The 21806-nt window shown below is 65.8% G+C and carries 21 protein-coding genes, 1 tRNA gene and 1 pseudogene; 10 read left to right on the plus strand and 13 right to left on the minus strand.

Going from position 1 to position 21806, the window contains the following annotated elements; translation table 11 throughout:
* From ACLV7J_RS08875 to ACLV7J_RS08900, 6 genes are all read right to left on the minus strand, one after another.
* The gene (locus tag ACLV7J_RS08875; protein WP_411868737.1) at positions 1-198 is read right to left on the minus strand and encodes a hypothetical protein; all 198 of its coding nucleotides are present in this window, start codon (positions 196-198) and stop codon (positions 1-3) included.
* Positions 199-680: 482 nt separating this feature from the next.
* Entirely contained in the window at positions 681-923 is a 243-nt protein-coding gene (locus ACLV7J_RS08880; protein ID WP_411868738.1) for a hypothetical protein, read from the minus strand.
* Between the two features lie 198 nt (positions 924-1121).
* Entirely contained in the window at positions 1122-1322 is a 201-nt protein-coding gene (locus ACLV7J_RS08885) for a hypothetical protein (protein ID WP_411868739.1), read from the minus strand.
* 31 nt (positions 1323-1353) lie between these two features.
* Positions 1354-1584: a hypothetical protein gene (locus ACLV7J_RS08890; RefSeq protein ID WP_411868740.1), complete on the minus strand. Its 231-nt coding sequence runs from the start codon at positions 1582-1584 to the stop codon at positions 1354-1356.
* 177 nt (positions 1585-1761) lie between these two features.
* Positions 1762-2955: a hypothetical protein gene (locus tag ACLV7J_RS08895; RefSeq protein ID WP_411868741.1), complete on the minus strand. Its 1194-nt coding sequence runs from the start codon at positions 2953-2955 to the stop codon at positions 1762-1764.
* Between the two features lie 145 nt (positions 2956-3100).
* A tRNA-Val gene (locus tag ACLV7J_RS08900) sits at positions 3101-3172 on the minus strand.
* A 49-nt stretch (positions 3173-3221) separates the two neighbouring features.
* Between ACLV7J_RS08900 and ACLV7J_RS08905 the strand changes: the two genes are divergently transcribed.
* Both ACLV7J_RS08905 and mazG read left to right on the plus strand, forming a co-directional pair.
* Positions 3222-3743, plus strand: coding sequence for a DUF2227 family putative metal-binding protein (locus ACLV7J_RS08905; protein WP_411868742.1), 522 nt, complete (start codon positions 3222-3224; stop codon positions 3741-3743).
* Between the two features lie 31 nt (positions 3744-3774).
* Entirely contained in the window at positions 3775-4698 is a 924-nt protein-coding gene (gene mazG / locus ACLV7J_RS08910) for a nucleoside triphosphate pyrophosphohydrolase (protein ID WP_411868743.1), read from the plus strand.
* 83 nt (positions 4699-4781) lie between these two features.
* Here the strand turns inward: mazG and arfB are convergent, their stop codons facing one another.
* Positions 4782-5234 (minus strand): alternative ribosome rescue aminoacyl-tRNA hydrolase ArfB, encoded by a 453-nt coding sequence (gene arfB / locus ACLV7J_RS08915; protein ID WP_411868744.1) that lies wholly within the window; start codon positions 5232-5234, stop codon positions 4782-4784.
* Between the two features lie 83 nt (positions 5235-5317).
* Between arfB and speE the strand changes: the two genes are divergently transcribed.
* Both speE and speB read left to right on the plus strand, forming a co-directional pair.
* The gene (gene speE / locus ACLV7J_RS08920; protein WP_411868745.1) at positions 5318-6196 is read left to right on the plus strand and encodes a polyamine aminopropyltransferase; all 879 of its coding nucleotides are present in this window, start codon (positions 5318-5320) and stop codon (positions 6194-6196) included.
* Between the two features lie 22 nt (positions 6197-6218).
* Positions 6219-7094 carry an agmatinase gene (speB, locus tag ACLV7J_RS08925; protein WP_411868746.1) on the plus strand — a complete coding sequence of 292 codons (876 nt, stop codon included), beginning with the start codon at positions 6219-6221 and terminating at the stop codon, positions 7092-7094.
* A gap of 19 nt (positions 7095-7113) precedes the next feature.
* Here speB and ACLV7J_RS08930 read toward each other — a convergent pair whose 3' ends face one another.
* Entirely contained in the window at positions 7114-7512 is a 399-nt protein-coding gene (locus tag ACLV7J_RS08930; RefSeq protein ID WP_411868747.1) for a cyclic nucleotide-binding domain-containing protein, read from the minus strand.
* Positions 7513-7717: 205 nt separating this feature from the next.
* A complete protein-coding gene (locus ACLV7J_RS08935) occupies positions 7718-7960 on the minus strand; it encodes a hypothetical protein (protein WP_411868748.1) in 243 nt (80 codons plus the stop codon).
* A gap of 175 nt (positions 7961-8135) precedes the next feature.
* Between ACLV7J_RS08935 and gcvT the strand changes: the two genes are divergently transcribed.
* Positions 8136-9347, plus strand: a complete 1212-nt coding sequence (gene gcvT, locus ACLV7J_RS08940) for a glycine cleavage system aminomethyltransferase GcvT (RefSeq protein WP_411868749.1) — start codon at positions 8136-8138, stop codon at positions 9345-9347.
* Positions 9348-9363: 16 nt separating this feature from the next.
* On the opposite strand, the gene ACLV7J_RS08945 is transcribed toward gcvT, so the two are convergent.
* Together ACLV7J_RS08945 and ACLV7J_RS08950 are read right to left on the minus strand one after the other, a co-directional pair.
* Complete coding sequence (locus ACLV7J_RS08945; protein WP_411868750.1) at positions 9364-11217, minus strand: alpha-amylase family glycosyl hydrolase; 1854 nt, start codon at positions 11215-11217, stop codon at positions 9364-9366.
* A 540-nt stretch (positions 11218-11757) separates the two neighbouring features.
* Positions 11758-13113, minus strand: coding sequence for an ABC transporter substrate-binding protein (locus tag ACLV7J_RS08950; protein ID WP_411868751.1), 1356 nt, complete (start codon positions 13111-13113; stop codon positions 11758-11760).
* 226 nt (positions 13114-13339) lie between these two features.
* Here ACLV7J_RS08950 and ACLV7J_RS08955 point away from each other — a divergent pair, with 226 nt between their 5' ends.
* Together ACLV7J_RS08955 and ACLV7J_RS08960 are read left to right on the plus strand one after the other, a co-directional pair.
* Positions 13340-13471 carry a transposase gene (locus ACLV7J_RS08955; protein WP_411868752.1) on the plus strand — a complete coding sequence of 44 codons (132 nt, stop codon included), beginning with the start codon at positions 13340-13342 and terminating at the stop codon, positions 13469-13471.
* A gap of 9 nt (positions 13472-13480) precedes the next feature.
* A complete protein-coding gene (locus tag ACLV7J_RS08960; protein WP_411868768.1) occupies positions 13481-14509 on the plus strand; it encodes an IS3 family transposase in 1029 nt (342 codons plus the stop codon).
* 608 nt (positions 14510-15117) lie between these two features.
* On the opposite strand, the gene ACLV7J_RS08965 is transcribed toward ACLV7J_RS08960, so the two are convergent.
* On the minus strand, positions 15118-17001 hold the full coding sequence (locus ACLV7J_RS08965; RefSeq protein WP_411868769.1) for a PP2C family protein-serine/threonine phosphatase: 1884 nt from the start codon (positions 16999-17001) through the stop codon (positions 15118-15120).
* Positions 17002-17284: 283 nt separating this feature from the next.
* Here ACLV7J_RS08965 and aspS point away from each other — a divergent pair, with 283 nt between their 5' ends.
* The 3 genes and pseudogenes from aspS to ACLV7J_RS08980 all read left to right on the plus strand — a co-directional run.
* Positions 17285-19108, plus strand: a complete 1824-nt coding sequence (gene aspS, locus ACLV7J_RS08970) for an aspartate--tRNA ligase (protein WP_411868753.1) — start codon at positions 17285-17287, stop codon at positions 19106-19108.
* A 91-nt stretch (positions 19109-19199) separates the two neighbouring features.
* Positions 19200-20327, plus strand: a complete 1128-nt coding sequence (locus ACLV7J_RS08975) for an RNA polymerase sigma factor, RpoD/SigA family (RefSeq protein WP_411868754.1) — start codon at positions 19200-19202, stop codon at positions 20325-20327.
* A gap of 228 nt (positions 20328-20555) precedes the next feature.
* Positions 20556-20921, plus strand: a pseudogene (locus ACLV7J_RS08980) (transposase); the annotation flags it as partial.
* Positions 20922-21156: 235 nt separating this feature from the next.
* Here the strand turns inward: ACLV7J_RS08980 and ACLV7J_RS08985 are convergent.
* On the minus strand, positions 21157-21405 hold the full coding sequence (locus ACLV7J_RS08985) for a hypothetical protein (protein ID WP_411868771.1): 249 nt from the start codon (positions 21403-21405) through the stop codon (positions 21157-21159).
* Positions 21406-21806 lie beyond the last annotated feature (401 nt).

The raw sequence follows: 21806 nt of genomic DNA on the forward strand, positions 1-21806 counted from the left end.
TCAGCCCTGCGGGGCGGCCCGTAGTTCGGCCAGGGACTGCTGCAGCTCGCGCAGCGAATAGACGCGGGCGGTTCGGTGGGCCGGGTCAACCTGTGGGCTCACCCCGAACCGGCGCCGGTAGGCCGCGGCGATGGCAGATGGGGCTACATCGGCCGGTGCGATGCCCAGCTCTGCCCAGCGGGAATGGCGCAGCCGCACGGCGCCGGGCGGGCAGGGGGTGGCCGCTGGGGGTGGCGGCAGTGGGATCTGGCGGCCTGGCCTGGCCCTGCGGGCAGCGCGGTAGGTGGGGCGCTTGCGCTTGGGGCGGGCCGATCGCTTCGGGGTGTTTGCTCGGGGCGGCCAGGGCGGCTGCCATCTCGGCGGGGCTGGTGGGGCCGGGGGTGGCGCTGTTCGCGCTGCGGGGCGGGCCGCGGCGGGCTTGGCCCAGCAGCGGGCCAGGCGTGCCAGGTCCGGGGACAGGGCCGCGGCAGCCTCCCCGGTCGGGTTCGGCTTGAAGCCCACAACGTCAACCTGCACCGTGGTTTCCACCCCGGCTGAACAGGCGCAGACGATTGAAGCCGCAGCCCCAACCCAGAGGGGTGGGCTGGCCAGGAATCGTCCGCAGTTGGGGCACAACAGCCGAACCTGCAGGCAGCCCCGGCAGCACATCACACCTTCCACGCGGGCGCGGAGCTGCAGGGTCATGGCTCCCCCTCCGGCTGAGCCAGCAAGGGAGTCCAGTGGCGCTTGTTCACCTTCACGGCCAGGGCCTGCAGGGCCCGCTGGCTTTTCTGCAGCTCGGCGGCCAGGGCCTGCAGCTGATCCACCGCCGCGGCCCAGTTCTCTCCTGCCAGGCAGGCGTCGGCATGGGACCAGCGGCCGGCGTCGGCGGGCAGCTCCTGCAGTTGCTTCCGCACTCGGCGGGTATCGAGTCGGTCAGCCATGGCGGCGCCTCCGGGCGGTGGGGGCACGGCCAGACGGGGGCGGCATCACGTCCGCAATCCATCGGTCGATCCCAACGGTTAGCCCGCAGCAGTGGCCGGCCATCTGAAGGCGGCCGTCCGCCGCGGCCCGTTTGGCCATCTGCTGAAACGCCAGCCGCAGCCCGATCAACTGCGGGAGCGGTACCGCAAGGGGGCAGGTCACGACTCCCCCTCCGCTTCGGTTTCCATCTCTGCCGCGGCTAGACCCAGCACGTCGGACAGGGAATCAGCAGCGTTGCGCCACAGTTCATCCTGATTGGAGGGGCCGCAGCTCTCAGCGAAGCGGCGGGCCGCGGCGGCCAGCTCACGCAATGCCGCGGCCGCGGGGCTAGTTCGGTCCATAGGATTGGGGGAGTTCATAGGTACGGGCCCCGGTTGCACGGGGCCTTTTTCATGCGCGGCCGGCTTCCGCCTTCGGGCGGGAGATGTTCTTGCCCCGCCTGGCCAGGGTTTCTTCCACGCGCTCCAGATCCCAGCGGAGGTTCGGGCGACGCAGGCCAACTCCGGCGGCAGTGAAATGCACACCAGGGCGCAAGATGTCGGCGGCGCGAAGTCGCGTCAGCGTGTTTTTGGTCACACGCAGCGCGGCCTGCACCTCACCAGTGGTAAGGGTAAAAGCCATGTTTTGGACAGCTTGGGGTGGGGGAGCTTGGTCCCCATGCGCTAACCCTATGGCTCCCTATTGCCCGTGGGAAGGAGTGAGAAATGACGCATTTTCTCCGGCGCTGTCGTTTTTCTCAGGCGCTGCCTGCTGTCTTGACGTGCCAGATCATCCACCGAATAGCACTCCAACTTCTCTTCAGGCTTGAGACCGAGCTTTCACCAGGGCCGCCAGCTTGTCCTGCAGCTTCGGTGCATCCAACCGCCGCCCGTAGGTGCTCAGGTGAACGGCTGGGCTGTGGCCCATCATTTCGGCTGCCTCCCGCACACTCAGGCCCAGCTCCACGCCCAGCCGCAGCGCGAAGGCATGGCGGGTCCCGTAGGCGGTCAACTCGTCCGGCAGCTGCAGTCGGCGAAGCTGCTGGGTCAGTTTCTGCCCGGGTGAACGCGCAGCCAGCAGCCCCACCGGCAGGCCATGCTCCCGCCACCGCCCCAGCAGGTCGAAACAGTCCCGAGGCCAGCCCGCCGGGGGCACCGCCACCACGGTCCGGGCACCGCCGCTGCCCTTGCTGCTGCGTTTGTTCCGGCCCACCACAGCCACCAGCACTAGGGCGCCTTCGTATTGGCGCAGCTCCAGCGCCTGCAGTTCCTTCGGTCGCAGCCCAAAGCAGATCAGGCAGTCCCACGCCACCAGATCCGCGGGCGTCAGCTTGCTGCGCAGGATTGCCTCCCTCAGCCCGGCGATCTCTTCATCTGTGAAGGCCCGCACCCCGCGGGGATCGGCCGCGGCCTTGCCATTGCCCCGTAGGGGTTGCAGTTCTTCCGGCCAGGGCCAGCCGCCTTCCTTCCATAGCCGCCGGGCTCGGTCGTACGCCATCTGCCGGGCCCTGCTGTTCGGCTCCCAGTTGCGCAGGCAGGCCCCCAGCAGCGCGGCATCGTCGGCCCAGCGGCGCTCCCCGGCGGCGGCCGCCAGCTTGGCCAGGTAGGGGCGCCAGGTGCGCTGCCAGGTGCTCTCCCCCATCTGCTCTCCCACCAGCCGGGCCCGGAGCTGATCGGTCAAGCGCTCCAGCGCAGCGTGTGAAAGGTGGCCGGGATCATCCGCCGCCGGGATGGCCTCAGGATCGGGCCAGCTCCACTGCCCCGCCATCACGGCATCGAAGACCCCGCAGGCTTCCGCCAGGGCCGCGGCGGACGTGGCCGGGCCCGGCGGGGTCTGCAGCGTGATGGCCCGCCGAGTGGACACCGCTTCGGGAGGCTCCCCAGGCCGCGGCGGCAGCTCGGCGCTCACCACGCGCAGGCGCTCCCGGTTCGCTTCGAGATACCAACCGACCCGGCCCATCCGATGGGCCCGGAAAGCCCGGCTCAGGTTCTGCAGCCAGGGGGGAGAGGCCAAAGCATTTCACGCGTGAAATCTGCGTGAAATCCTGGCACTTTCGGGGGTTTCCGGGGTCTTTCTCACGCCACAGGAGACTGGAGCCGACCCCTGCAGGAGTGGGCTTATCGACTCAGAGCCCTGTCTGGGACTGACTTTTGAGAGATGCCCGCTGCCGGGTTCGAACCAGCGACATCCTGCTTGTAAGGCAGGCGCTCTACCGCTGAGCTAAGCGGGCGGTGCGCCCATTCTGCAGGCACACTCGCCCCAGCACGGAGCCGATCGGCATGGCCAGCGGCCGCAGCCACGACCGCACCACCTGGGCCCTGGCCCTGCCCTTCGGGCTGCTGTGGTGGCCGTGGCTCGGCCTGGGCGGTCTGACGGCGGCGGCGGGGGCCTTCCTGGCGGGGGGCCTGCTGCTCTCACCCGACCTGGACACCCGCTCCAACGCCACCCGCCGCTGGGGGCCGCTGCGGCTGCTGTGGTGGCCCTACCGGCGCCTGCTGCGCCACCGCTCGCTGCTCTCCCACAGCCCGCTGCTGGGCAGCGCCGTCCGGCTGGCCTATCTGGCGGTGGCGGCCCTGGCCCTCTGCCTGCTGCTGCAACCCCTGGGCGGGCCGCCCCCCCAGCGGCTCGCGGCCGCCGCGCAGGGGCTGTGGCGGCAGCAGCAGCCCCTGGTGATCGCGGCCCTGGTGGGGCTGGAGGCCAGCAGCTGGCTGCACCTGATCCAGGACGGCGATCCCCTGCCGAAGACCCCGCGGATCCTGCGGCCGCTGCTGCGGCGCCGGCGCCGCCCCCGGCGGAGATGACAAGGTGGCCCCAGCCGCCCCCGCGCCGCCCATGGAGCCCCGCCCCCTCGATCCGGCCGCCCCGTCGCCCGCGGCGACCGCCGCGAGCCTGGAGGCCCTGGCCGAGCTGGTGGCCGTCGTGGACCGGCTGCGGGATCCCGAGACCGGCTGCCCCTGGGACCTGGAGCAGACCCACGCCTCGCTGGTGCCCTACGTGCTGGAGGAGGCCCACGAGGTGGCGGATGCCATCCGCCACGGCGACGACCGCCACCTGGCCGAGGAGCTGGGCGACCTGCTGCTGCAGGTGGTGCTGCACGCCCGCATCGCCAGCGAGGCGGGTCGCTTTGATCTGGAGCAGATCGCCCGGGGCATCAGCGCCAAGCTGATCCGTCGCCACCCGCACGTGTTCGAAGCCGCGGAGGGGGAGCCGCAGGCCAACCGCGGCAGTGGCGGCGACAGTGCAGCGGTCCGGCGCCGCTGGGAGGCGATCAAGGCGGAGGAGGCCGCCAGCCGCCGCAGGCCCGGCGAGGACAGCCCCTCCGGGCCCTCCGCCAGCCCCCTCAGCGATCGCCTCGCCGGCAAGGTGCGCGGCCAGCCGCCCCTGGCCGGTGCCATGACCATCTCCCGCAAGGCCGCCGCGGCCGGCTTCGAGTGGGAGGGCCTCGATGGCGTGTGGGAGAAGGTGCACGAGGAGCTCGATGAGCTCAAGGAGGCCGTGGCCAGCGGCGATCGGGCCCATGCCCAGGAGGAACTCGGCGACGTGCTGTTCACCCTGGTGAACGTGGCCCGCTGGTGCGGCATCGACCCGGAGGAGGGCCTGGCCGGCACCAACCGCCGCTTCCTGGATCGCTTCTCCCGGGTGGAGGCCGCCCTGGGCGGGGAGCTGGGCGGCCGCTCGATCCGCGAGCTGGAGGGCCTGTGGCAACAGGCCAAGGCGCAGATCCGGGCCGAAAACGGCTCGCCACCGAGCGGCTGAAACCCGGCCGGCACCCCCTCCCTCACTCCGTACAGGTTGTACAGATTCAGGGACACCACCCTGCGGACAGCGCCGCCACTCCCTCACTCCTCCGGCAGCTGGGGCCGCGAGCGCCGCTGTCCCTTGATGGCGCCGCGCTGCTTCTTGGCCGCCAGGCGCCGCTCCACCGACCCCCGGCTGGGCTTGGTGGGGCGCCGCGGCGGCGGCGGCGGGCGCAGGGCCTCCTGCAGCAGCTCCACCAGGCGCCGCTGGGCCGCCACCCGGTTCTGCCACTGGGAGCGGTGCTCGCTGGCGGCGATCACGATCGCCCCATCCAGCAGCTTTCCCTCCAGCTGTCGCAGGGCCCGCGCCTGGAGGTGGGGGGGCAGGGCCTGGGAGGCCGCCAGGTCGAACACCAGCTCCACCCGCGAGTCGGTGGTGTTCACGTTCTGGCCGCCGGGGCCGGAGCTGCGCGAGAAGCGCCAGCCCAGCTCCGCCGCCGGGATGCACACGGCCGGGGTCACCCGCAGATCGTCGGTGGGGCGCTCGCCGGCCATGGCCCCAGGCTCGCAGAGGCCGGGTGCCGGGGGCGACACCGGCGATGCGCAAATCTGGAGACCACGCAGCGCCACCAGGCCCCATGGCAGAGCCCGCCCCCGCTCCCAAGCCCGCCCCCACCCCCGGCTGGATCGACGAGATCTTTGAGGGCGTGCGCTACGGCCTGGAGGGCACGGTGATCGCCGAGCAGGACTCGCCTTTCCAGCGCGTCACGATCATCGACAGCCAGCGCTACGGCAAGGGCCTGCTGCTGGATGGCTGCTGGATGACGGCCGAGCGCCAGGAGCGGCACTACCACGAGGCGATCGTGCATCCCGCTCTCTGCAGCGCGGCGAACATCGAGCGGGTGCTGGTGATCGGCGGCGGCGATGGCGGCACCGCCCGCGAGTGCCTGCGCCACGCCGGCGTGCAGCACCTCGACATGGTGGAGATCGACGGCCTGGTGGTGGAGTGGAGCCAGCAGCACCTGCCGAGCATCGGCGGGGGCTGCTGGAGCGATCCCCGCTTCCACCTCACCGTGGGCGACGGCATCGCCTGGGCCGCCAACGCCCCCGACGCCAGCTACGACGTGGTGATCGTCGACGGCTCCGACCCCGCCGGCCCGGCCGAAGGCCTGTTCAACCGGGCCTTCTTCGAGCAGTGCCGCCGCATCCTGCGGCCCGGCGGCGTGTTCGCCACCCAGAGCGAATCCCCCGAGGCCTTCCGCCAGGTGCACCTCGACACGGTGGCGCTGATCCGCGAGGTGTTCGGCCACGCCGATCCGATGTACGGCTGGGTGCCCATGTATCCGAGCGGCTGGTGGAGCTGGACGTTCGCCGCCATCGACGGCCGCCGGTATCTGCAGCCGGATCCCGCCCGTGCCGCGGCCGTCGTCGATGGCTGTGAGATCTGGTCCCCCCGCTGGCAGCGCGGCGCCTTCGACGCCATCTCCGCCGCCATCGAGCGCGCCCTCAACGCCTGATTTCCTCCACCCTCACCCCGCCATGGCCGATCTCTCCCTGGTCAACGCTGAGCTGTTCGACACCGACGGCGCCGTCTACATGGGCAGCCAGCGCGACCCCGCCGGCTGCCGGGTGGGCCTGTTCGGCGTGCCCTACGACGGCACCACCTCCTTCCGCCCCGGCACCCGCTTCGGCCCGGCGGCGATCCGCGAGGTGAGCAGCGGCCTGGAGAGCTACTGCCCCCAGCTTGATCGGGATCTCGAGGAGCTGGCCGTGGCCGATCTGGGGGCCGTGGACATCCCGTTCGGCGCCCCCGAACCAGTCGTGGCGGCCGTGAAGCAGGCCACCGAGGCCGTGCTGGCCCTGGGCCTCAAGCCCCTGATGCTGGGCGGCGAGCACTCGATCAGCTCCGGCGCCGTGGCGGCCGTGGCGGCCCAGCACCCGGAATTGGTGCTGGTACAGCTCGATGCCCACGCCGACCTGCGCCACGAATGGCTCGGCGCCCACCACAGCCACGCCTGCGCCATGCGCCGCTGCCTGGAGGTGCTGCCCAGCCAGCAGCTGCTGCAGATCGCCATCCGCAGCGGCACCCGCGAGGAATTCAGCGAGCTGCGCCAGACGGGCCGACTCGTGGCGATCGAGCGCATGGCCGAGGCGCTGCGGCCCCTGCGCGCCCAGCCCCTCTATCTCACCGTGGATCTGGACTGGTTCGATCCGGCGGTGATGGCCGGCACCGGCACCCCCGAACCCGGCGGCTTCCTCTGGAAGGATTTCGCCGCCCTGGTGGAGGAGCTGCGCCACCACAACCTGGTGGCCGCCGATGTGGTGGAGCTGGCACCCCAGCTGGATGCCAGCGGCGTCAGCAGCGTGCTGGCCGCCAAGGTGGTGCGCAGCCTGCTGTTTCTGCTGGATCGCTGAGCCTGGGAGCCCCAGGCCCTCAGTAGGCGCAGCTGCCGCTGGCCCGCTGCTCCCGCAGCCGCTCGTGCTGCTGGCCGATCAGCTGCACCGCCAGGGTCGGGTGGTTGTGCAGCAGGTTCAGGAAGCGCAGCCGATCCAGCTTGAGCAGCTCCACCGGCGTGCGCGCGATGGCGTCGTTGCGGTAGGTGCAATCCCGCCAGACGATGTCCTCGTAGCTGAACAGCTCGCCCGGGCGGTAGCAGAGGTGGTCACCGGCCGGGTTGGTCACCTCCACGATGCCGCGACGCACCGCGTAGATGGCATTGGCGGCCTCGCCGCGGCGGAAGATCGGGGCGCCGGTGGGAAACGACAGACAGTCGCTGTCCACCTGGGCGGCAATCAGGTCAAGCGGCGTGGCCGCCAACAGGGTTGTGGTCAATAACCCACCTCCGCAGGACTCACTGGTCAGGAGTCAAGGATGACACCACGGGCAAGCCTTCTGCGATACATCAGGCACAATCCGCCCAGACCAGCCCCCGATCCAGCGGCTGAAGCGGCCAGTGCGTTGGCTGGAACGGCCGCACGGCGGGGTGAACGGCCAGGCCAGGCCCCGGGAATCGCGCAGAGGATCGCCGCTGCGGGATTCAGGCCACGTCGCCGCGCAGCAGCTCCGCCAGGGCGAGCTGACGCTCGCCGGCCGGGGCCAGGGCCTGCTGCCCGGCGCCGAGCACCGGCAGGCGCGGAGCCCGGGCGGTCCAGTGGTGGCACCACAGGTCGCCGGCCAGCGCGGGATGGATCGACAGCTGGCGCAGCTGGCACCAACCCTGCTCCACGCCGCTGGGGGGCGTGCAGTGGCGGCAGCTGCGGCAGCTGGGGCGGTGACCCATCCCGATCCATGGGGGTGGCCCAAGTTAGAGCCATGGGGCCGGCCCCGCAGCCCGGACCCCCGAAAGATGCGGCTTCTCTTCCGGATCGGGAAGCCCCGCGGACGATCCCCGCCGGCACCACGGGTCGGGGCCAGGCCGTCCTCCATAGGATCCGAGCACCTGCCCCGCCGCCGCCATGGCCGAAGCCCAGGCCGCCCCGGCCACGCCCCTGCGGCGCACGCCCCTGTACGAGGCCGCCCGCGCGGCCGGCGGGCGCCTGGTGCCCTTCGCGGGCTGGGAGATGGCGGTGCAGTTCGCGGGGCTGGTGGCCGAGCACAACGCCGTGCGCCAGGGCTGCGGGGTGTTCGACATCTCCCACATGGGGGTGCTCAGCCTGCGGGGTGAGGGCGTCAAGGACGCGCTGCAGGGCCTGGTGCCCAGCGACCTGTTCCGCATCGGCCCCGGCGAGGCCTGCTACACCGTGCTGCTCAACGACGCCGGCGGCATCCGCGACGACCTGATCGTCTACGACCGGGGCCGGCTGGCCGCCGGCGCTGACCCCGGCGAGCCTGACCCCAGCGAGACCGACTCCAGCACGACCGACGAACTGCTGCTGGTGATCAACGCCGCCTGCGCCGAGGACGACACGGCCTGGCTGCGCAGCCAGCTGGAGCCCCAGGGCATCGCCATCGCCGACCGCAAGGGCGATGGGGTGCTGCTGGCCCTGCAGGGCCCCGAGGCACCGGCGCGCCTGGAGGCCCTGGCCGGCGTCGATCTGGCCGGCCTGCCCCGCTTCGGCCACCGCACCCTGCGTCTGGCCGGCACGGCCCAGGGGGCCGCCGCCGGCGCCAGCGTCTTCGTGGGGCGCACCGGCTACACCGGCGAGGACGGCTTCGAGCTGCTGCTGGAGCGGCCGGCCGGCCTGGCCCTGTGGGAGCAGCTGCTGGCCGAGGGCGTGGCCCCCTGCGGCCTCGGCGCCCGCGACACCCTGCGCCTGGAGGCGGCCATGCACCTCTACGGCAACGAGATGGACGCCGGCACCACCCCCCTGGAGGTGGGCCTGGGCTGGCTGGTGCACCTGGAGATGCCCAAGCCCTTCATCGGCCGCGCGGTGCTGGAGCGCCAGAGCGCCGAGGGGATGGGCCAGCGCCTGGTGGGCCTGGAGCTGGCGGGGCGGGCCATCGCCCGGCACGGCTACCCGGTGCTCTGGAACGGCGAGCCGGTGGGGGAGGTCACCAGCGGCAGCTGGTCGCCGAGCCTGGGCAAGGCGATCGCCCTGGCCCGGGTGCCGGCCGCCGCGGCCAGGCTCGGCACGGAGCTGGCGGTGGAGATCCGCGGCAAGGCCGAGCCGGCGGTGGTGGTCAAGCGGCCCTTCTACCAGCGTGGATCAGCACGGCAGCGGGCGTGAACTGGAGCCTCAGCCACTAACAGGCGTCCCAGAGGGCGTCGACCTTCACACGGCCCCCGACAGGAAGCAACAGGCGCCGAGGGGTGATGTTCTCATGCAAGAACGCACCCGTGGTGTCATTGAGGACAACGAACTTGTAATTGATCAGGCGTCCTGCCGATACCTCGAAAGCCACCTCACAGATCCAGGTGTTCAGGTTGACGTACTCCATGCCATACGACCTGGCGAGGTCCCAGGCGCCGAGTTCCTCACAGTCTCCGGTCAGCGCGATCCGCTGCCCGGGATTGGTCTCCAGACCATTAAGCTGGAACGTCGCCACGACGGTCCCTGTCAGCCGCTGCCCCGGGCAGCTGAACAGATGAGAAGCTCCGGACTGCAGCGTCAAGAGCCCGATCTGACCGTCGCGCACATCGATCGACCGACCCGTGAGTTCGCAGACCAGCGCTCCACTCCCCAGCTGGCTGGGGACCTGCAGCGTGATCTCCGCATCGACCCCCTTGTTGAGGATACAGAGCACGTACGAGTCACGATAGGCACGCACAAAGGCATAGATATCCTCGCTGACATAGAGCTGCTGATGGGAGCCGAAGGTAAAGGCCTGATTGGCACGACGCAGACGAATAAGCAGTTGCACGATGCGAAACAGATCGGCGCCTTCATCCCAGGAGTCCATCATGGGGCGGTTGTAAGGGTCACTTCCGCCATCGGTGTTGTTGACCAGATATTGCTCAGTTCCATAGAAGAGGCACGGCACACCACGCAGGCAAAAGAGGAGGATCGCCGCCTGCTCCAACTTCCGCCTGTCCGGACAGATCGACAGGAAGCGCGGCATGTCGTGGTTGTCGATGAAGGTCACCAGTTCACTGGCACGCCGATACACGTGGTCGTACTCCAGCACCGATTGCACAAGCTGGAACCCTCCAGGCTGCGACTGCGAAAAGGCGAAGCGGATCCCATCGCACAGGCCGAAGTCGAGAATCGACATCCCCGCTTTATTGGCATACTCCACCGTGCGGGCATCCCAGGGCTTGCCAAATCCATATTCACCAAAAATGAAGAGATCGGACTTATGGGCTTTCATTTCTGACGTGAATTCCTGCCAGAACCAGATCGGCATATGCTTAACAGTGTCGATACGCAAGGCATCCACGCCAACATTGATCCACTCGCGGATGGCCTGCTTGATATAATTGCGGTACGCTACGTTTTTTTCATTGAAGGTCGCCAGCCCACACATCTCATGATGGACAAGCTGGTATTCGTCTTCCCAGTCGGTGATTTCTGGGTAGTGATAGTAGAAGCCAGTGGCATCGTTGTGATAGTCCGCGAGGGGCTTGCCATCATCCAATACGACCCCTTTGGATCCATTGATATCAGGGGAGCTGTGGTTGCAGACAACATCCAGAACCAACTTGATTCCGGCTTCATGCAGCGCCTCCACCAGGGCTCGGAGCGTGGTCGAGTGATGGATACTGCTGGATTCTTCCGTGGGCAGGAAGCGGGGGTTAATGCGCTTGAAATCCTTGGTCCAGTAGCCGTGCATGGGGGCACGGTCAAACTGCATGTCATCAACCTGCTCGAACAAGGGTGACAGCCATACCGCCGTTACCCCCAGGGCCTGAAGATAAGGGATCTTCGCGATGACGCCTTGGAGGTTGCCGCCCCAGTACTTTCCCCATTGCATCCAGGTCTTGTCATAGAGACCTGGCATGTCGCCACGATCCCAGATACCGCGACGCTCTTCTTCATCGCTGGTGGCGTCGTTGAATCGATCAACAATCAGAAAGTAAATGACTTCTTCGCGGAATTCCAGCTCATTCCGAGACAACGCTTCGAGACTTACCGCTGGTCGCGCAGTGGATTGGCCCATGGAACGAGGAGACTGCGGGATCACGTATTAGTTGTACTCCAGATTCCTTTACGCTCCCAACACCGGCAATCAAAGTAGTTGCTTCATCGGCAGCCATGACACACACAGCTCCGTGATGGATAGCCAGAGCTTTTCCCTGGCAAGGAGGCCTTCTGACCAACAGCGCCGCTGCCACCCGGTGTCACGGCGGATGGCCTCCATGGGCAGCCCGGCCAGGATGGCGGGCCAGGACGGCGGGCCAGGATGGCGGCCTGTCCTGGCCCGCCATCCTGGCCAGGGCCATCGCAGCAGCCGCAAAGCGCCGGAGCGCGGATGGATTGAATCCGCCATGGGAACTTGCCCTGAAGCATACGCAGCCACGGATGCGGCGATCTGCGCCCCGACGCCACCGGCCAGGATTCACTCAACTGGACGCGGCGATCCTCTCTTCTCTTGCATTGTGGAAACGGAGGGGAAGTTCCTTCTACCAGTCATAGACAGCTGAAGACAATCCACTGGTCATACGGATGCCAACCAGACCAACCTGGATAATCGAGCGCATTAGCGCCACCAGTCGTGAAAGATGGCCTCAATCGTCTTCATCGCGTCATCGGCAGCTTGCGTGACCGGTAGTCGGTTCTGCGCAACCGCCTGAATTGCCTCCCCCCAGACTTTTTGACGCAGGACCTCACTATAGGCTGGATTCAGAACCGTATAAGGCTGTCGTCTGCGATTAAGCACCTGTCGAGCCGTTGACATGTGCGGATCTTGATCTCCCTTCCAGAAAGACTGATCCAGCAATGGCTTGATCACAGGCAGAAAGCGCCCCTGCGAACCCTTTAAAAACAGACTGAGGTTGGCGGCCTGCAACAGCTCAGTGACAAATTCCTTGGCCAGGGAAAGACGCGGCGATCTGGCAAAGACCACCAGTTGATTGACCAGCGGAATCGACGGCATCGGCTCCCCACTGAGGGTCTGCGGCCAGGGAGAGCTGCTGAGCCTCTGGTAATACGTCAGCTCATCAGCCACCTGCGACCCTGGGATCGACAAGGTTGGATTCAGGGTCATCAATGACAGACCACCTAGAAAATTGGCGTTGTTATCGGCATCCGACCAGGCGACCGAACCTGGAGGAACGCTGCCATCGCGATAGTGACTGGTGTAATCCGCCAGCGCGGACACAACAGACCGAATAACCTGCGGATCGTTGGTTCGCAACTGACCCGTTGAACCAACCAGAACAGCACCATGGGCCTCCAGTATGTATTCGAAGATATCAGATGTGTCATTGGCCAAAGTCGACATCGGCAAACCCATGCCGTAGACGTCAGCGAAGCCCCGACGACGCAACCCCGCCTGAGCCTCTTTCCAGAAAGACCAGAACGCTGTCCAGCCAGACGGTATGGCCGTGCCGATGCGAGCCTGTGCAAGCAGGTCGCTCCAGTAATGAATGTTGACCGACTGTTGTGATATCGGAATGGCATAGATCGCTCGGTTGCGATCACGCCGATTGTGGTATGTCACAGACTGCAGGATACCCGGCAGCAGCTCTGCCTTCAAGGGCTCAACCTGTTCACTGAGATCGGCAAGCAAGCCTTCCCACGCCAGGCGGGGCACTCCCATATTGCCCAATCCATATCCATAGAGGATGTCTGGCTGTGGGCCACCACGTGCAGCTGCACTGGCTCGACTAATAAGATCGGCTTCACTGAATAAGGACAGATTGACATCGACTCCAACTCGCTTTTGCCAACGATTAGCAATCAGCTGGATAGCATCAACCTCTTCTGGGTAATATCCCTCTGACCACCAGATCTCCAAGGGACGATCAGAGCGCGAACCACCGGTTGACCCATTTCTGCAGGCCGCCAACAAAGCAGCTGAAGCACCCAGCGCCAGAAAGCTGCGTCGCTTCATCCTTGCAGTGCCGAAAGCGTAATCCACAAAAATGGGCGTTTCATAATGATAGGCACAGCTTACCTCCGGGTTCTGGCCATGTGGCAGAGAGAGGCATCCAGACGGGCAAGCATCACCGTTAGCAGCAGCGTGCTCAGCACCGGGTCTGAGGTGGTCTGGCTTTCCTGGACAGCCCCCATCGTTAGCCACTGAGATGGGGTACCGCCCCTGAAAGGGGCTCCCTCCGATGAGCAAGCGCCGCACTCACAGACCCGAGTTCAAGGCCAGGGTCGCCATGGAGGCGATCAGTGGCCGCAAGACGATCCAGGAGATCGCAGCTGATCACGCCATCCATCCCATTCAGGTGAGCCAGTGGTAGCGGCAGCTGCTGGATGGAGCCAGCGAGCTATTCACCCGCGGCAAGAAGAGCAAGGACAAGGAGGAGGGGCAGGCAAAGGAAGCCGAGCTGTCCCAGCAGATCGGGCGGCTGCAGATGGAACTGGAGTGGCTCAAAAAAAGTCTCAGCTGCTCTGAGGCCCGTGAACTGCGAAACTTGGTCGATCACGACCATCCTGATCTCAGCATCAGCCGTCAGTGTGCGCTGCTGGGCTTGCCGCGATCCACGCTCTACTACCGGCCGACGCCGGTGCGTGAATCGACGCTGCGGATCATGGCCAGGATCGATGCGCTGTACCTGGATGATCCCTGCAGCGGCAGCCGCCGGATGGTCGATTACCTGGCGCGAGAAGGGATCCCGATCAGTCGCGACAGAGTGCGAAACCTCATGCGCCGCATGGGTTTACGGGCGATCTATCAGAGGCCACGCACCACGATGCCCGGCGATCACTCCGAGCAGTTTCCCTGCCTGGTGGATCTCAAGCAGATCACGGCGGTGGATCAGGTGTGGGCCACCGACATCACTTACATCCCACTGCAGAAGGAATTCCTGTACCTGGTGGCGATCATGGATCTCCATTCCAGACATGTGCTCAGCTGGAAGCTGTCGAACAGCCTGGACACGGAATTCTGTCTGGACGCCCTGGAGATGGCCCTCAGCGATGGCCGCAGGCCGGAGATCTTCCACTCCGACCAAGGATGCCAGTTCACCTCATCCGACTTCGTGGGCCGGCTGCAGGCGGAAGAGATCAGGATCAGCTGGTCAGGCCGAAAGCGCTGCTACGACAATATCCTCGTTGCGCGGCTGTGGAGGACGGTCAAGTATGAGGATGTCTATCTGCGTGCGTACAGTGATGGCTGGGAGGCTGAGAAATGTCTGGCCCGCTTCCTATGGAGGTACTGCCATGTAAGACCCCATAGCTCTTTGGGAGGCCGGACTCCCCATGCGTTCTACACTGAGACCGAACACTGTTCCTCCCGCCCGGAGTTAACGATTTCAGGGACCGAGGCTGTCCAGTAAAAGGCGACCACCTCAGTCGGCAACGGCACGGTCGCGGCTGAGACCATGCATTCAATCAAACCCAACCTTATATAATCCCAGGGCGTCGACACCGGCACAATCAACAACAACCTCGGCAGCACGCTCTAACCAAAACAGGTGAGGACTGCCCCAACAAGCCACGAGATCAAGACAGGCCGCGAAGAATCCCGGCGGCGGAGAAGCCAATCAGCTCCTCAACAGACTATTGATGATCACTGAAGCAGCATGGACTATGCGTTCAAGAAGCAACTCATGGGTTCGCACATCCCCATAGAAAGATGAGCGAGAATCTCATGACCATAAGTCTCACGAATCACCGCCAAACAGTCCAGACCCTTAACAAATATCTTATGAAGACCACCCCTGGCATGCCCCTCCAATAAGGGTGCGGCTTAGTAGTTCTGGCCACAGTCATAAGATCACTGTTGCACGACACCTCCGGCGAATCGAGGCATAGACGACATGCCCAGGTGTGGCCAAGTTGAGCAACATCAAGGGAACAACGGGGAAGCAGCGGCCGTGAGTGTATTGCGGAATCACAATCGAGCGTTGCGCTGAGCTTCGAGCTGGACCTATCAGGGAGCCTGTCACGTTGGGACCACACGCATCACCATCAGTGTCATGTCATCAAACTGCGATGCCCCATTCATATGAGCCTTCACCCGTGAGCGAATCTCATTGGCTATCTGATCTGCAGTCAGATGTTCCGCCATGGTCAACAGAAGGTCTTCCAGCCTATCGAGGGTGAACGATTCATCAGCCGGAGAACGCGCATCGATGATGCCGTCCGAGAAGACAACCAAAGCATCACCTGGCTCCAGTTGGACATGGCCGAGTTTGTATACAGCACCAGGGAACAACCCCATCGCCGGGCCAGGCGCATCAAGCCTCTGGCACTGCGATCCCCTGCGCAGCAAAGGCGCTTCATGCCCCGCAGAGACATAACTCAGCCGACCACTGCTGGGGCAGAAACGAGCGATAAACATTGTGGCAAACATTAATGTGTCGCCATGATTTGCGACCATATAGTCATTGACCAAAGAAACCACTTTGGCCAGCGACTGCTCAGAGTGCTGCTGCTCAACCATGTTGCCGAGCCCATAGCGAACAAGAGTTCTAAATACACTCATGAACAGAGCCGAAGCAACGCCCTTGTCACAGACGTCGGCAACAGCCAGATAAACACTATCCCCATCCGCCAAGGCATCATACCAATCAGCGCCAATTTCATAGGCGGGATCGAAGAAGGCCGAGACCTCAATGCCATCGAGACGCGGCAGTGCCTGAACGATGAAGCTTCGTTGAATTGATTTAGCCGTCTCCAGCTGTTGATCAGTGACAGCATGAGCCAGGGCCTGATTCAGCAGTTCTTTAAGCCGTCCACCAGTTTCATTGATGCTGGTATACAGCTCACCCAACTCTCCTGGGTAGCGCTCAGGGAGATGCACGTCAAAATTGCCATCACTGATCAATTTAATTGCAATGCCAGCATTCTTGATTGGCCTAGAGACGCGACCGCAGGCCAGCGCAATGGCCATCGAAGTAACCAGAAGTGTAATGGCCTGGGCCAGGACCAGACCTCGAAGATTGCGTCGCACTGGAGCCAGGATTGTGTCCTGGTCAATCAAGGTGACACTGAGCCATTCAGGCGAAACCGGCAAGGTAAGGATATAGAAAGTGACGCCCTGAACAACCACACGACGAAAGCCGGAGTAGGGCGGTACTTTCCTCGCGAGATCCACAAAAGGAGCCCATGGGCTCGCCATCACATTCTTCGGAGTAAGCAGAGAAAGGTGACTGAATCGAGATCCCGAATTGACCGGGAAAACAAGATTGCCATGACGATTTAGAAGAAAGAACGATCGACCGGCATACTTACCCTTATGAGCTTCAATCCAACCAACAGGAATACCTGATTGACCAAGTTCACCTTCCCCGCCCAGCAGGAGCAATCCGGAGTCCTCGCCCAGCTTCGATAGAGGCAAACAGAAAGACAGCACACCATCAACGACAGCCGGATTGGTGAGGCTGTAGATCGGCTGGTTGGCCTGAAGACAGGCATCAAGACGACTTCCCAACTGGATAGCCGAAATCTGAAAATTGAAGCGTCCCTGCAAAGCTCCCTGGAAGCCGAGATCCTGACGGATTCGGATTTGCTGCAGGGGGATATTCGTCACAATCCCCGTATGAGAGATCAGCGATCCGTCAGCTTTCCAGAGGCGCCAATTACGGAGCGGCGCAAGCGGATAGACGGGAGAAAGAACACTCTGAGCACGTGCAGGTGTCATTGAACGGATATCCGGACTCAGACTCAGTGAACGCAACATTTCGCGAACGTCTTTCTCCCAGGCACTGAAATAACGATCCAAGATCAGAGCGCGTCGCTGCTCCATAGCCTGCTGACTGCTAATAAGCCGCTCTTTTGCAATGGCGTACAAGACAACATTGCCCACGCCAAAACAAATCAGCATTGGCACGACAACGCGTGTCGTCAGGCGGAAGCGGAGACTATTGCGGGCACGATCCCATCGGTCGAGGACAGAATCGAAAGATTTACTTATATTTGGTGCGGACACGCTTCAAGGCTTCAAGGTAAGAAGTCTGCGAATCAAGACTTCCGTTTTGTGCAGCTTAGTGCTGATTCACGGGCTGCGTCATGGCAGCGAGCAGCCCCTGTTGCTCTTTGTCAACAGGCTAGCCACCCGGGCCTTGCAGCCAAAATGGGACAATCGCCCTTTCCCACGCATTTCCAGCATGCGCAGCCATGGATGTGGCGATCTGCGCCCCGATGCCGCCGGCCAGGCGGTGCAGCTCTGCGGCTGGGTGGACCGGCGCCGCGACCACGGCGGCGTGATCTTCATCGACCTGCGCGACCGCAGCGGCACCGTGCAGATCACGGTGGACCCGGACCTGGGCGCGGACGCCTTCGCCGTAGCCGAACACCTGCGCAACGAGACGGTGATTCAGGTGACGGGCAAGGTGCGGGCCCGCCCCGCCGAATCGATCAACGAGCGCCTGGCCACCGGCGCCGTGGAGGTGCTGGCCAGCGGCATCACCGTGCTGAACAGCGTCAAGGGCAACCTGCCCTTCGCCGTGTCGGTGCACGACGAGGAGAACACCCGCGAGGAGCTGCGGCTGCGCCACCGCTATCTGGATCTGCGCCGCGAGCGCATGAACGGCAACCTGCGCCTGCGCCACCAGGCCGTGCAGGCCATGCGCCGCTTCCTCGAAGACCAGGGCTTCATCGAGGTGGAGACCCCTGTGCTCACCCGCTCCACCCCCGAGGGCGCCCGCGACTACCTGGTGCCCAGCCGCGTCTGCGGCGGCGAGTGGTTCGCCCTGCCCCAGTCGCCGCAGCTGTTCAAGCAGCTGCTGATGGTGGGCGGCCTGGAGCGCTACTACCAGGTGGCCCGCTGCTTCCGCGACGAGGACCTGCGCGCCGATCGCCAGCCGGAATTCACCCAGCTGGACATCGAGATGAGCTTCATGGGCCAGGAGGAGATCCTGGAGCTCAACGAGGCCCTGATCGCCAGCATCTGGAAGGCCGTCAAGGGCATCGAGCTGCCGCGGCCCTTCCCGCGTCTCACCTGGCATGAGGCCATGGCGCGCTACGGCACCGACCGGCCCGACACCCGCTACGGGCTGGAGCTCACCGACGTGAGCGACCTGGTGGCCACCATGGGCTTCAAGGTGTTCAGCGGCGCCGTGGCCGCCGGCGGCTCGGTGAAGGTGATCGCCGTGCCCGGCGGCAACGACGCCATCAGCAACGTGCGCATCAAGCCGGGCGGTGATGTGTTCAGCGAGGCCCAGGCGGCCGGCGCCGGCGGCCTGGCCTTCATCCGCGTGCGTGAGGGCGGCGAGATCGACACGATCGGCGCCATCAAGGACAACCTCTCCGAGCAGGCGAAGGCCGAGCTGCTGGAGCGCACCGGCGCCGAGCCCGGCACCCTGCTGCTGTTCGGCGCCGGCGACACCGCCACCGTGAACAAGGCTCTCGATCGGGTGCGCCAGTTCCTGGCCCGCGAGCTGGGCCTGGTGAAGCCCGACCGGGACAACGACCAGTGGAACTTCCTCTGGGTGGTGGACTTCCCGATGTTCGAGTTCAACGCCGACGAGAACCGCCTTGAGGCCCTGCACCACCCCTTCTGCGCCCCCAACCCAGGCGACCTCGGGGCCGATCCCGAGCGCTGGGCCGAGACCCTGCCCACCGCCCGCGCCCAGGCCTACGACCTGGTGCTCAACGGCCTGGAGCTGGGCGGCGGCTCGCTGCGCATCCACGATTCGGCCCTGCAGCGCCAGGTGCTGCAGACCATCGGCCTGCCCCTGGAGGAGGCCAACCGCCAGTTCGGCTTCCTGATGGAGGCCCTGGACATGGGCGCCCCACCCCACGGCGGCCTGGCCTACGGCGTGGACCGCATCGTGATGCTGCTGGCGGGCGAGGAGTCGATCCGCGACACGATCGCCTTCCCGAAGACCCAGCAGGCCCGCTGCCTGATGACCGGCGCCCCCGGCGGCGTGTCCACCAAGCAGCTGGAGGAACTGCACGTGGCCAGCACCTGGGTGGAGGACGAGGACTGAGGCGGCGCGATCCCGAACAGAAACCCGGGATTTGCCACACCTTCTCAACTGAGACCCGAGCCTGGGACTGTCCCCCGTTCCTCCAGGCCCGGTGCCCCAGACCGCTTCCCGCACCGAGGACAGCCCCAGCCCACGCCGCGGCAGCCCCGATCTGGTGCGCCTCTACCTGCAGGACATCGGCCGGGTGGAGCTGCTCAGCCAGGAAGAGGAGCTCACCCTGGCCCGCCTGGTGCAGGGGCGGGAGCGGCTGCTGGCGGGGCGGGGCGAGCTGGCCAAAGGCACCCCGGCCCTGGCCCGGCTGATCGATCTGGAGGACGGCCAGCGGCGCCTGGCCTCCCAGCTGGGCCACTGGCCCAGCGTGCCCCAGTGGGCGGAGCAGGCCGGGCTGAGCCCCAGTGAGCTGCGGGAGCTGCGGCAGGAGGGCTACGGGGCCTGGGCCGGGTGCCTGGGGCTGAGTGTGGCCGAGCTCAAGCAGGCCCTGCACCGGGGCCGCCGCGCCCGCGACCGCATGATCCAGGCCAACCTGCGGCTGGTGGTGGCGGTGGCCAAGAAGTACCAGCAGCGCGGCCTGGAACTGCTGGACCTGGTGCAGGAGGGCACCCTCGGCCTGGAGCGGGCCGTAGAGAAGTACGACCCCACCCGCGGCTTCCGCTTCAGCACCTACGCCTACTGGTGGATCCGCCAGGGCATCACCCGCGCCCTCGCCACCCAGAGCCGCACGATCCGGCTGCCGGTGCACGTGACGGAGAAGCTGAACCGGATCAAGAAGGCCCAGCGCCAGATCGCCAGTGAGAAGGGGCGCATCGCCTCGGTGGCGGATCTGGCCCAGGAGCTGGGTCTCAGCGAGGAGGTGGTGCGCCTCACCCTGCTGCGGGTGCCGCGCGCGGTGTCGCTGGAGGCGCGGGTGGGCCAGGGCCAGGACACGGAGCTGGGCGACCTGCTGGAGGACCACCACGCCACCCCGGAGCAGCAGCTCAGCCGCGAGCAGCTCCACGCCGACCTGGAGGCGCTGCTGGAGGAACTGAGCAGCCGCGAGGCGGCCGTGATCCGCCTGCGCTACGGCCTGGAGGACGACACGCCCCAGACCCTCTCCCAGATCGGCGAGGGCCTGCAGCTCTCACGGGAGCGGGTGCGGCAGATCGAGTCGCGGGCGCTGCACAAGCTGCGCCAGCCCCAGCGCCGCGGCCGCGTGCACGACTACCTGCTGGACCTGGGCTGAGCGGTCCGGCGACAGGCCTGGACAGGATCCGAGCGGGCCGGGACCGGGGGGCCGGGCCTGGAACTCAGCCGGCCAAGCACACCCGATTTGCTGCAGGCCGCTGGTGGCAGGCGGCAGAGCATCGGCTAGGAGCCTGTCGCGCGTCGACCCCGCGTACTCTCTCCACAGACGCCCCTGAATCCGCCCAGATCGTAGTGACTGCAACGGTTCTGGAGGGGAGACTTGGGCATGGTCAAGCCCAAGTCGTTCCGCCCCTGGAACCCGGAGCAGACCCTGCTCTTCCCGCCGTCGCCGGTGGAGTGGCTGCCGGAGAACCAACTGGTGTTCTTCCTGCTGGATCTGGCCGCAGAGCTGGATCTTGAGGCCATTCACGCCGCTTACCGGCAGAAGGATCCCCGGGGCGAGAAGGCCTACGACGCGCGGATGATGGTAGTGCTGCTCCTGTACGCCTACGGCGTCGGGCTGCCCAGCTCCCGCAAGATCGAGAAGACCTGCTGGGAAGACGCCGCCTTCCGGGTGCTCACCGGCAACCAGCAGCCGGACCACAGCCGCATCAGTGAGTTTCGCCGCCACCATCTGGGCGCCCTGGCTGAACTGTTGGTCCAGGTCCTCAAGATCTGCCAGAAAGCTGGGCTGGTGAGCTTGGGCCAGGTGGCGCTGGATGGCACCAAGATCCGCGCTAACGCCAGCAAGCACGACCTGAGTGGCATCCCCAACGCTGACACCAGAGAGGGCGAGCGTGCCGGAGCCATCTGTGCGCTCAGGCCTGAAGCACCAATGGGCGACAGACTCCCAGCTGGCACTGCTGGTCGGGCTGATGGTCCTCACCTCACGGCCTGCAGGGCCCATCGGCGAGCTCGCCATCGCCATCGGCCTGGAAGGAGCCGTTTCGGTGATCCGAGCGGTGTACCTGGAGACGCTCGACCTGGATGGCGCCTGCGTGGGCGGCAACAGCCCTACACCACTCGGGGTGGTCGGCGTGCTGGAGAATCTGGCCCTGGTCGATCAGCTCCCAGGCCACCAGCAGATGCCCCAGCTTCTGACCCAGCACCACGAGCAGATCCACATCGCTGGTCACTGCGGGGCAGTCCCACCCGCTCCACCTTCGCCGCCCTCACCCCCTTCGCGGCTCCCCGAATGCTGTCCACCGGCGTGGGGCTGGTGATGTGCCAGTTCCTGGGGGAGCAGAAGGATCGTGGCGGCGATGACGCCGGCGGACAGCCCCAGGCCGAGGAGGATCTCAAGGTTTTGCGCACCGGTTGCATGGGCCTTAGGGTCAGTGGCCCCACGTGCAGGGAATTCCATGGGGACCGGCATCGCCCGGGCTGCTGGTTGGTGCGACCGATGGCACAGTCCCAGGTGCCGGTTGGGCTCCTCCAGAGCAGCAGTCCTCCCCCGGGCAACACGTCGAGGTCGCCCATGCAGTCCCGCTCGGCTTGACGCACCCCCACTTCATTGGCCCAGGCCGAATGAGGGGGA

This window comes from Vulcanococcus limneticus LL, assembly GCF_943369875.1.
Lineage (GTDB): Bacteria > Cyanobacteriota > Cyanobacteriia > PCC-6307 > Cyanobiaceae > Vulcanococcus > Vulcanococcus limneticus_A.

Bases quoted from the DNA above. Each gene is read 5' to 3' on its own strand.
- ACLV7J_RS08965 (WP_411868769.1), bottom strand. From the start codon at position 17,001: ATGCTGATTTGTTTTGGCGTGGGCAATGTTGTCTTGTACGCCATTGCA.
- ACLV7J_RS08945 (WP_411868750.1), bottom strand. From the start codon at position 11,217: ATGGGCCAATCCACTGCGCGACCAGCGGTAAGTCTCGAAGCGTTGTCT.
- speB (WP_411868746.1), top strand. From the start codon at position 6,219: ATGGCCGATCTCTCCCTGGTCAACGCTGAGCTGTTCGACACCGACGGC.
- speE (WP_411868745.1), top strand. From the start codon at position 5,318: ATGGCAGAGCCCGCCCCCGCTCCCAAGCCCGCCCCCACCCCCGGCTGG.
- ACLV7J_RS08880 (WP_411868738.1), bottom strand. From the start codon at position 923: ATGGCTGACCGACTCGATACCCGCCGAGTGCGGAAGCAACTGCAGGAG.
- ACLV7J_RS08890 (WP_411868740.1), bottom strand. From the start codon at position 1,584: ATGGCTTTTACCCTTACCACTGGTGAGGTGCAGGCCGCGCTGCGTGTG.
- ACLV7J_RS08935 (WP_411868748.1), bottom strand. From the start codon at position 7,960: ATGGGTCACCGCCCCAGCTGCCGCAGCTGCCGCCACTGCACGCCCCCC.
- gcvT (WP_411868749.1), top strand. From the start codon at position 8,136: ATGGCCGAAGCCCAGGCCGCCCCGGCCACGCCCCTGCGGCGCACGCCC.
- ACLV7J_RS08885 (WP_411868739.1), bottom strand. From the start codon at position 1,322: ATGAACTCCCCCAATCCTATGGACCGAACTAGCCCCGCGGCCGCGGCA.
- ACLV7J_RS08905 (WP_411868742.1), top strand. From the start codon at position 3,222: ATGGCCAGCGGCCGCAGCCACGACCGCACCACCTGGGCCCTGGCCCTG.
- aspS (WP_411868753.1), top strand. From the start codon at position 17,285: ATGCGCAGCCATGGATGTGGCGATCTGCGCCCCGATGCCGCCGGCCAG.
- ACLV7J_RS08955 (WP_411868752.1), top strand. From the start codon at position 13,340: ATGAGCAAGCGCCGCACTCACAGACCCGAGTTCAAGGCCAGGGTCGCC.
- ACLV7J_RS08950 (WP_411868751.1), bottom strand. From the start codon at position 13,113: ATGAAGCGACGCAGCTTTCTGGCGCTGGGTGCTTCAGCTGCTTTGTTG.
- mazG (WP_411868743.1), top strand. From the start codon at position 3,775: ATGGAGCCCCGCCCCCTCGATCCGGCCGCCCCGTCGCCCGCGGCGACC.
- arfB (WP_411868744.1), bottom strand. From the start codon at position 5,234: ATGGCCGGCGAGCGCCCCACCGACGATCTGCGGGTGACCCCGGCCGTG.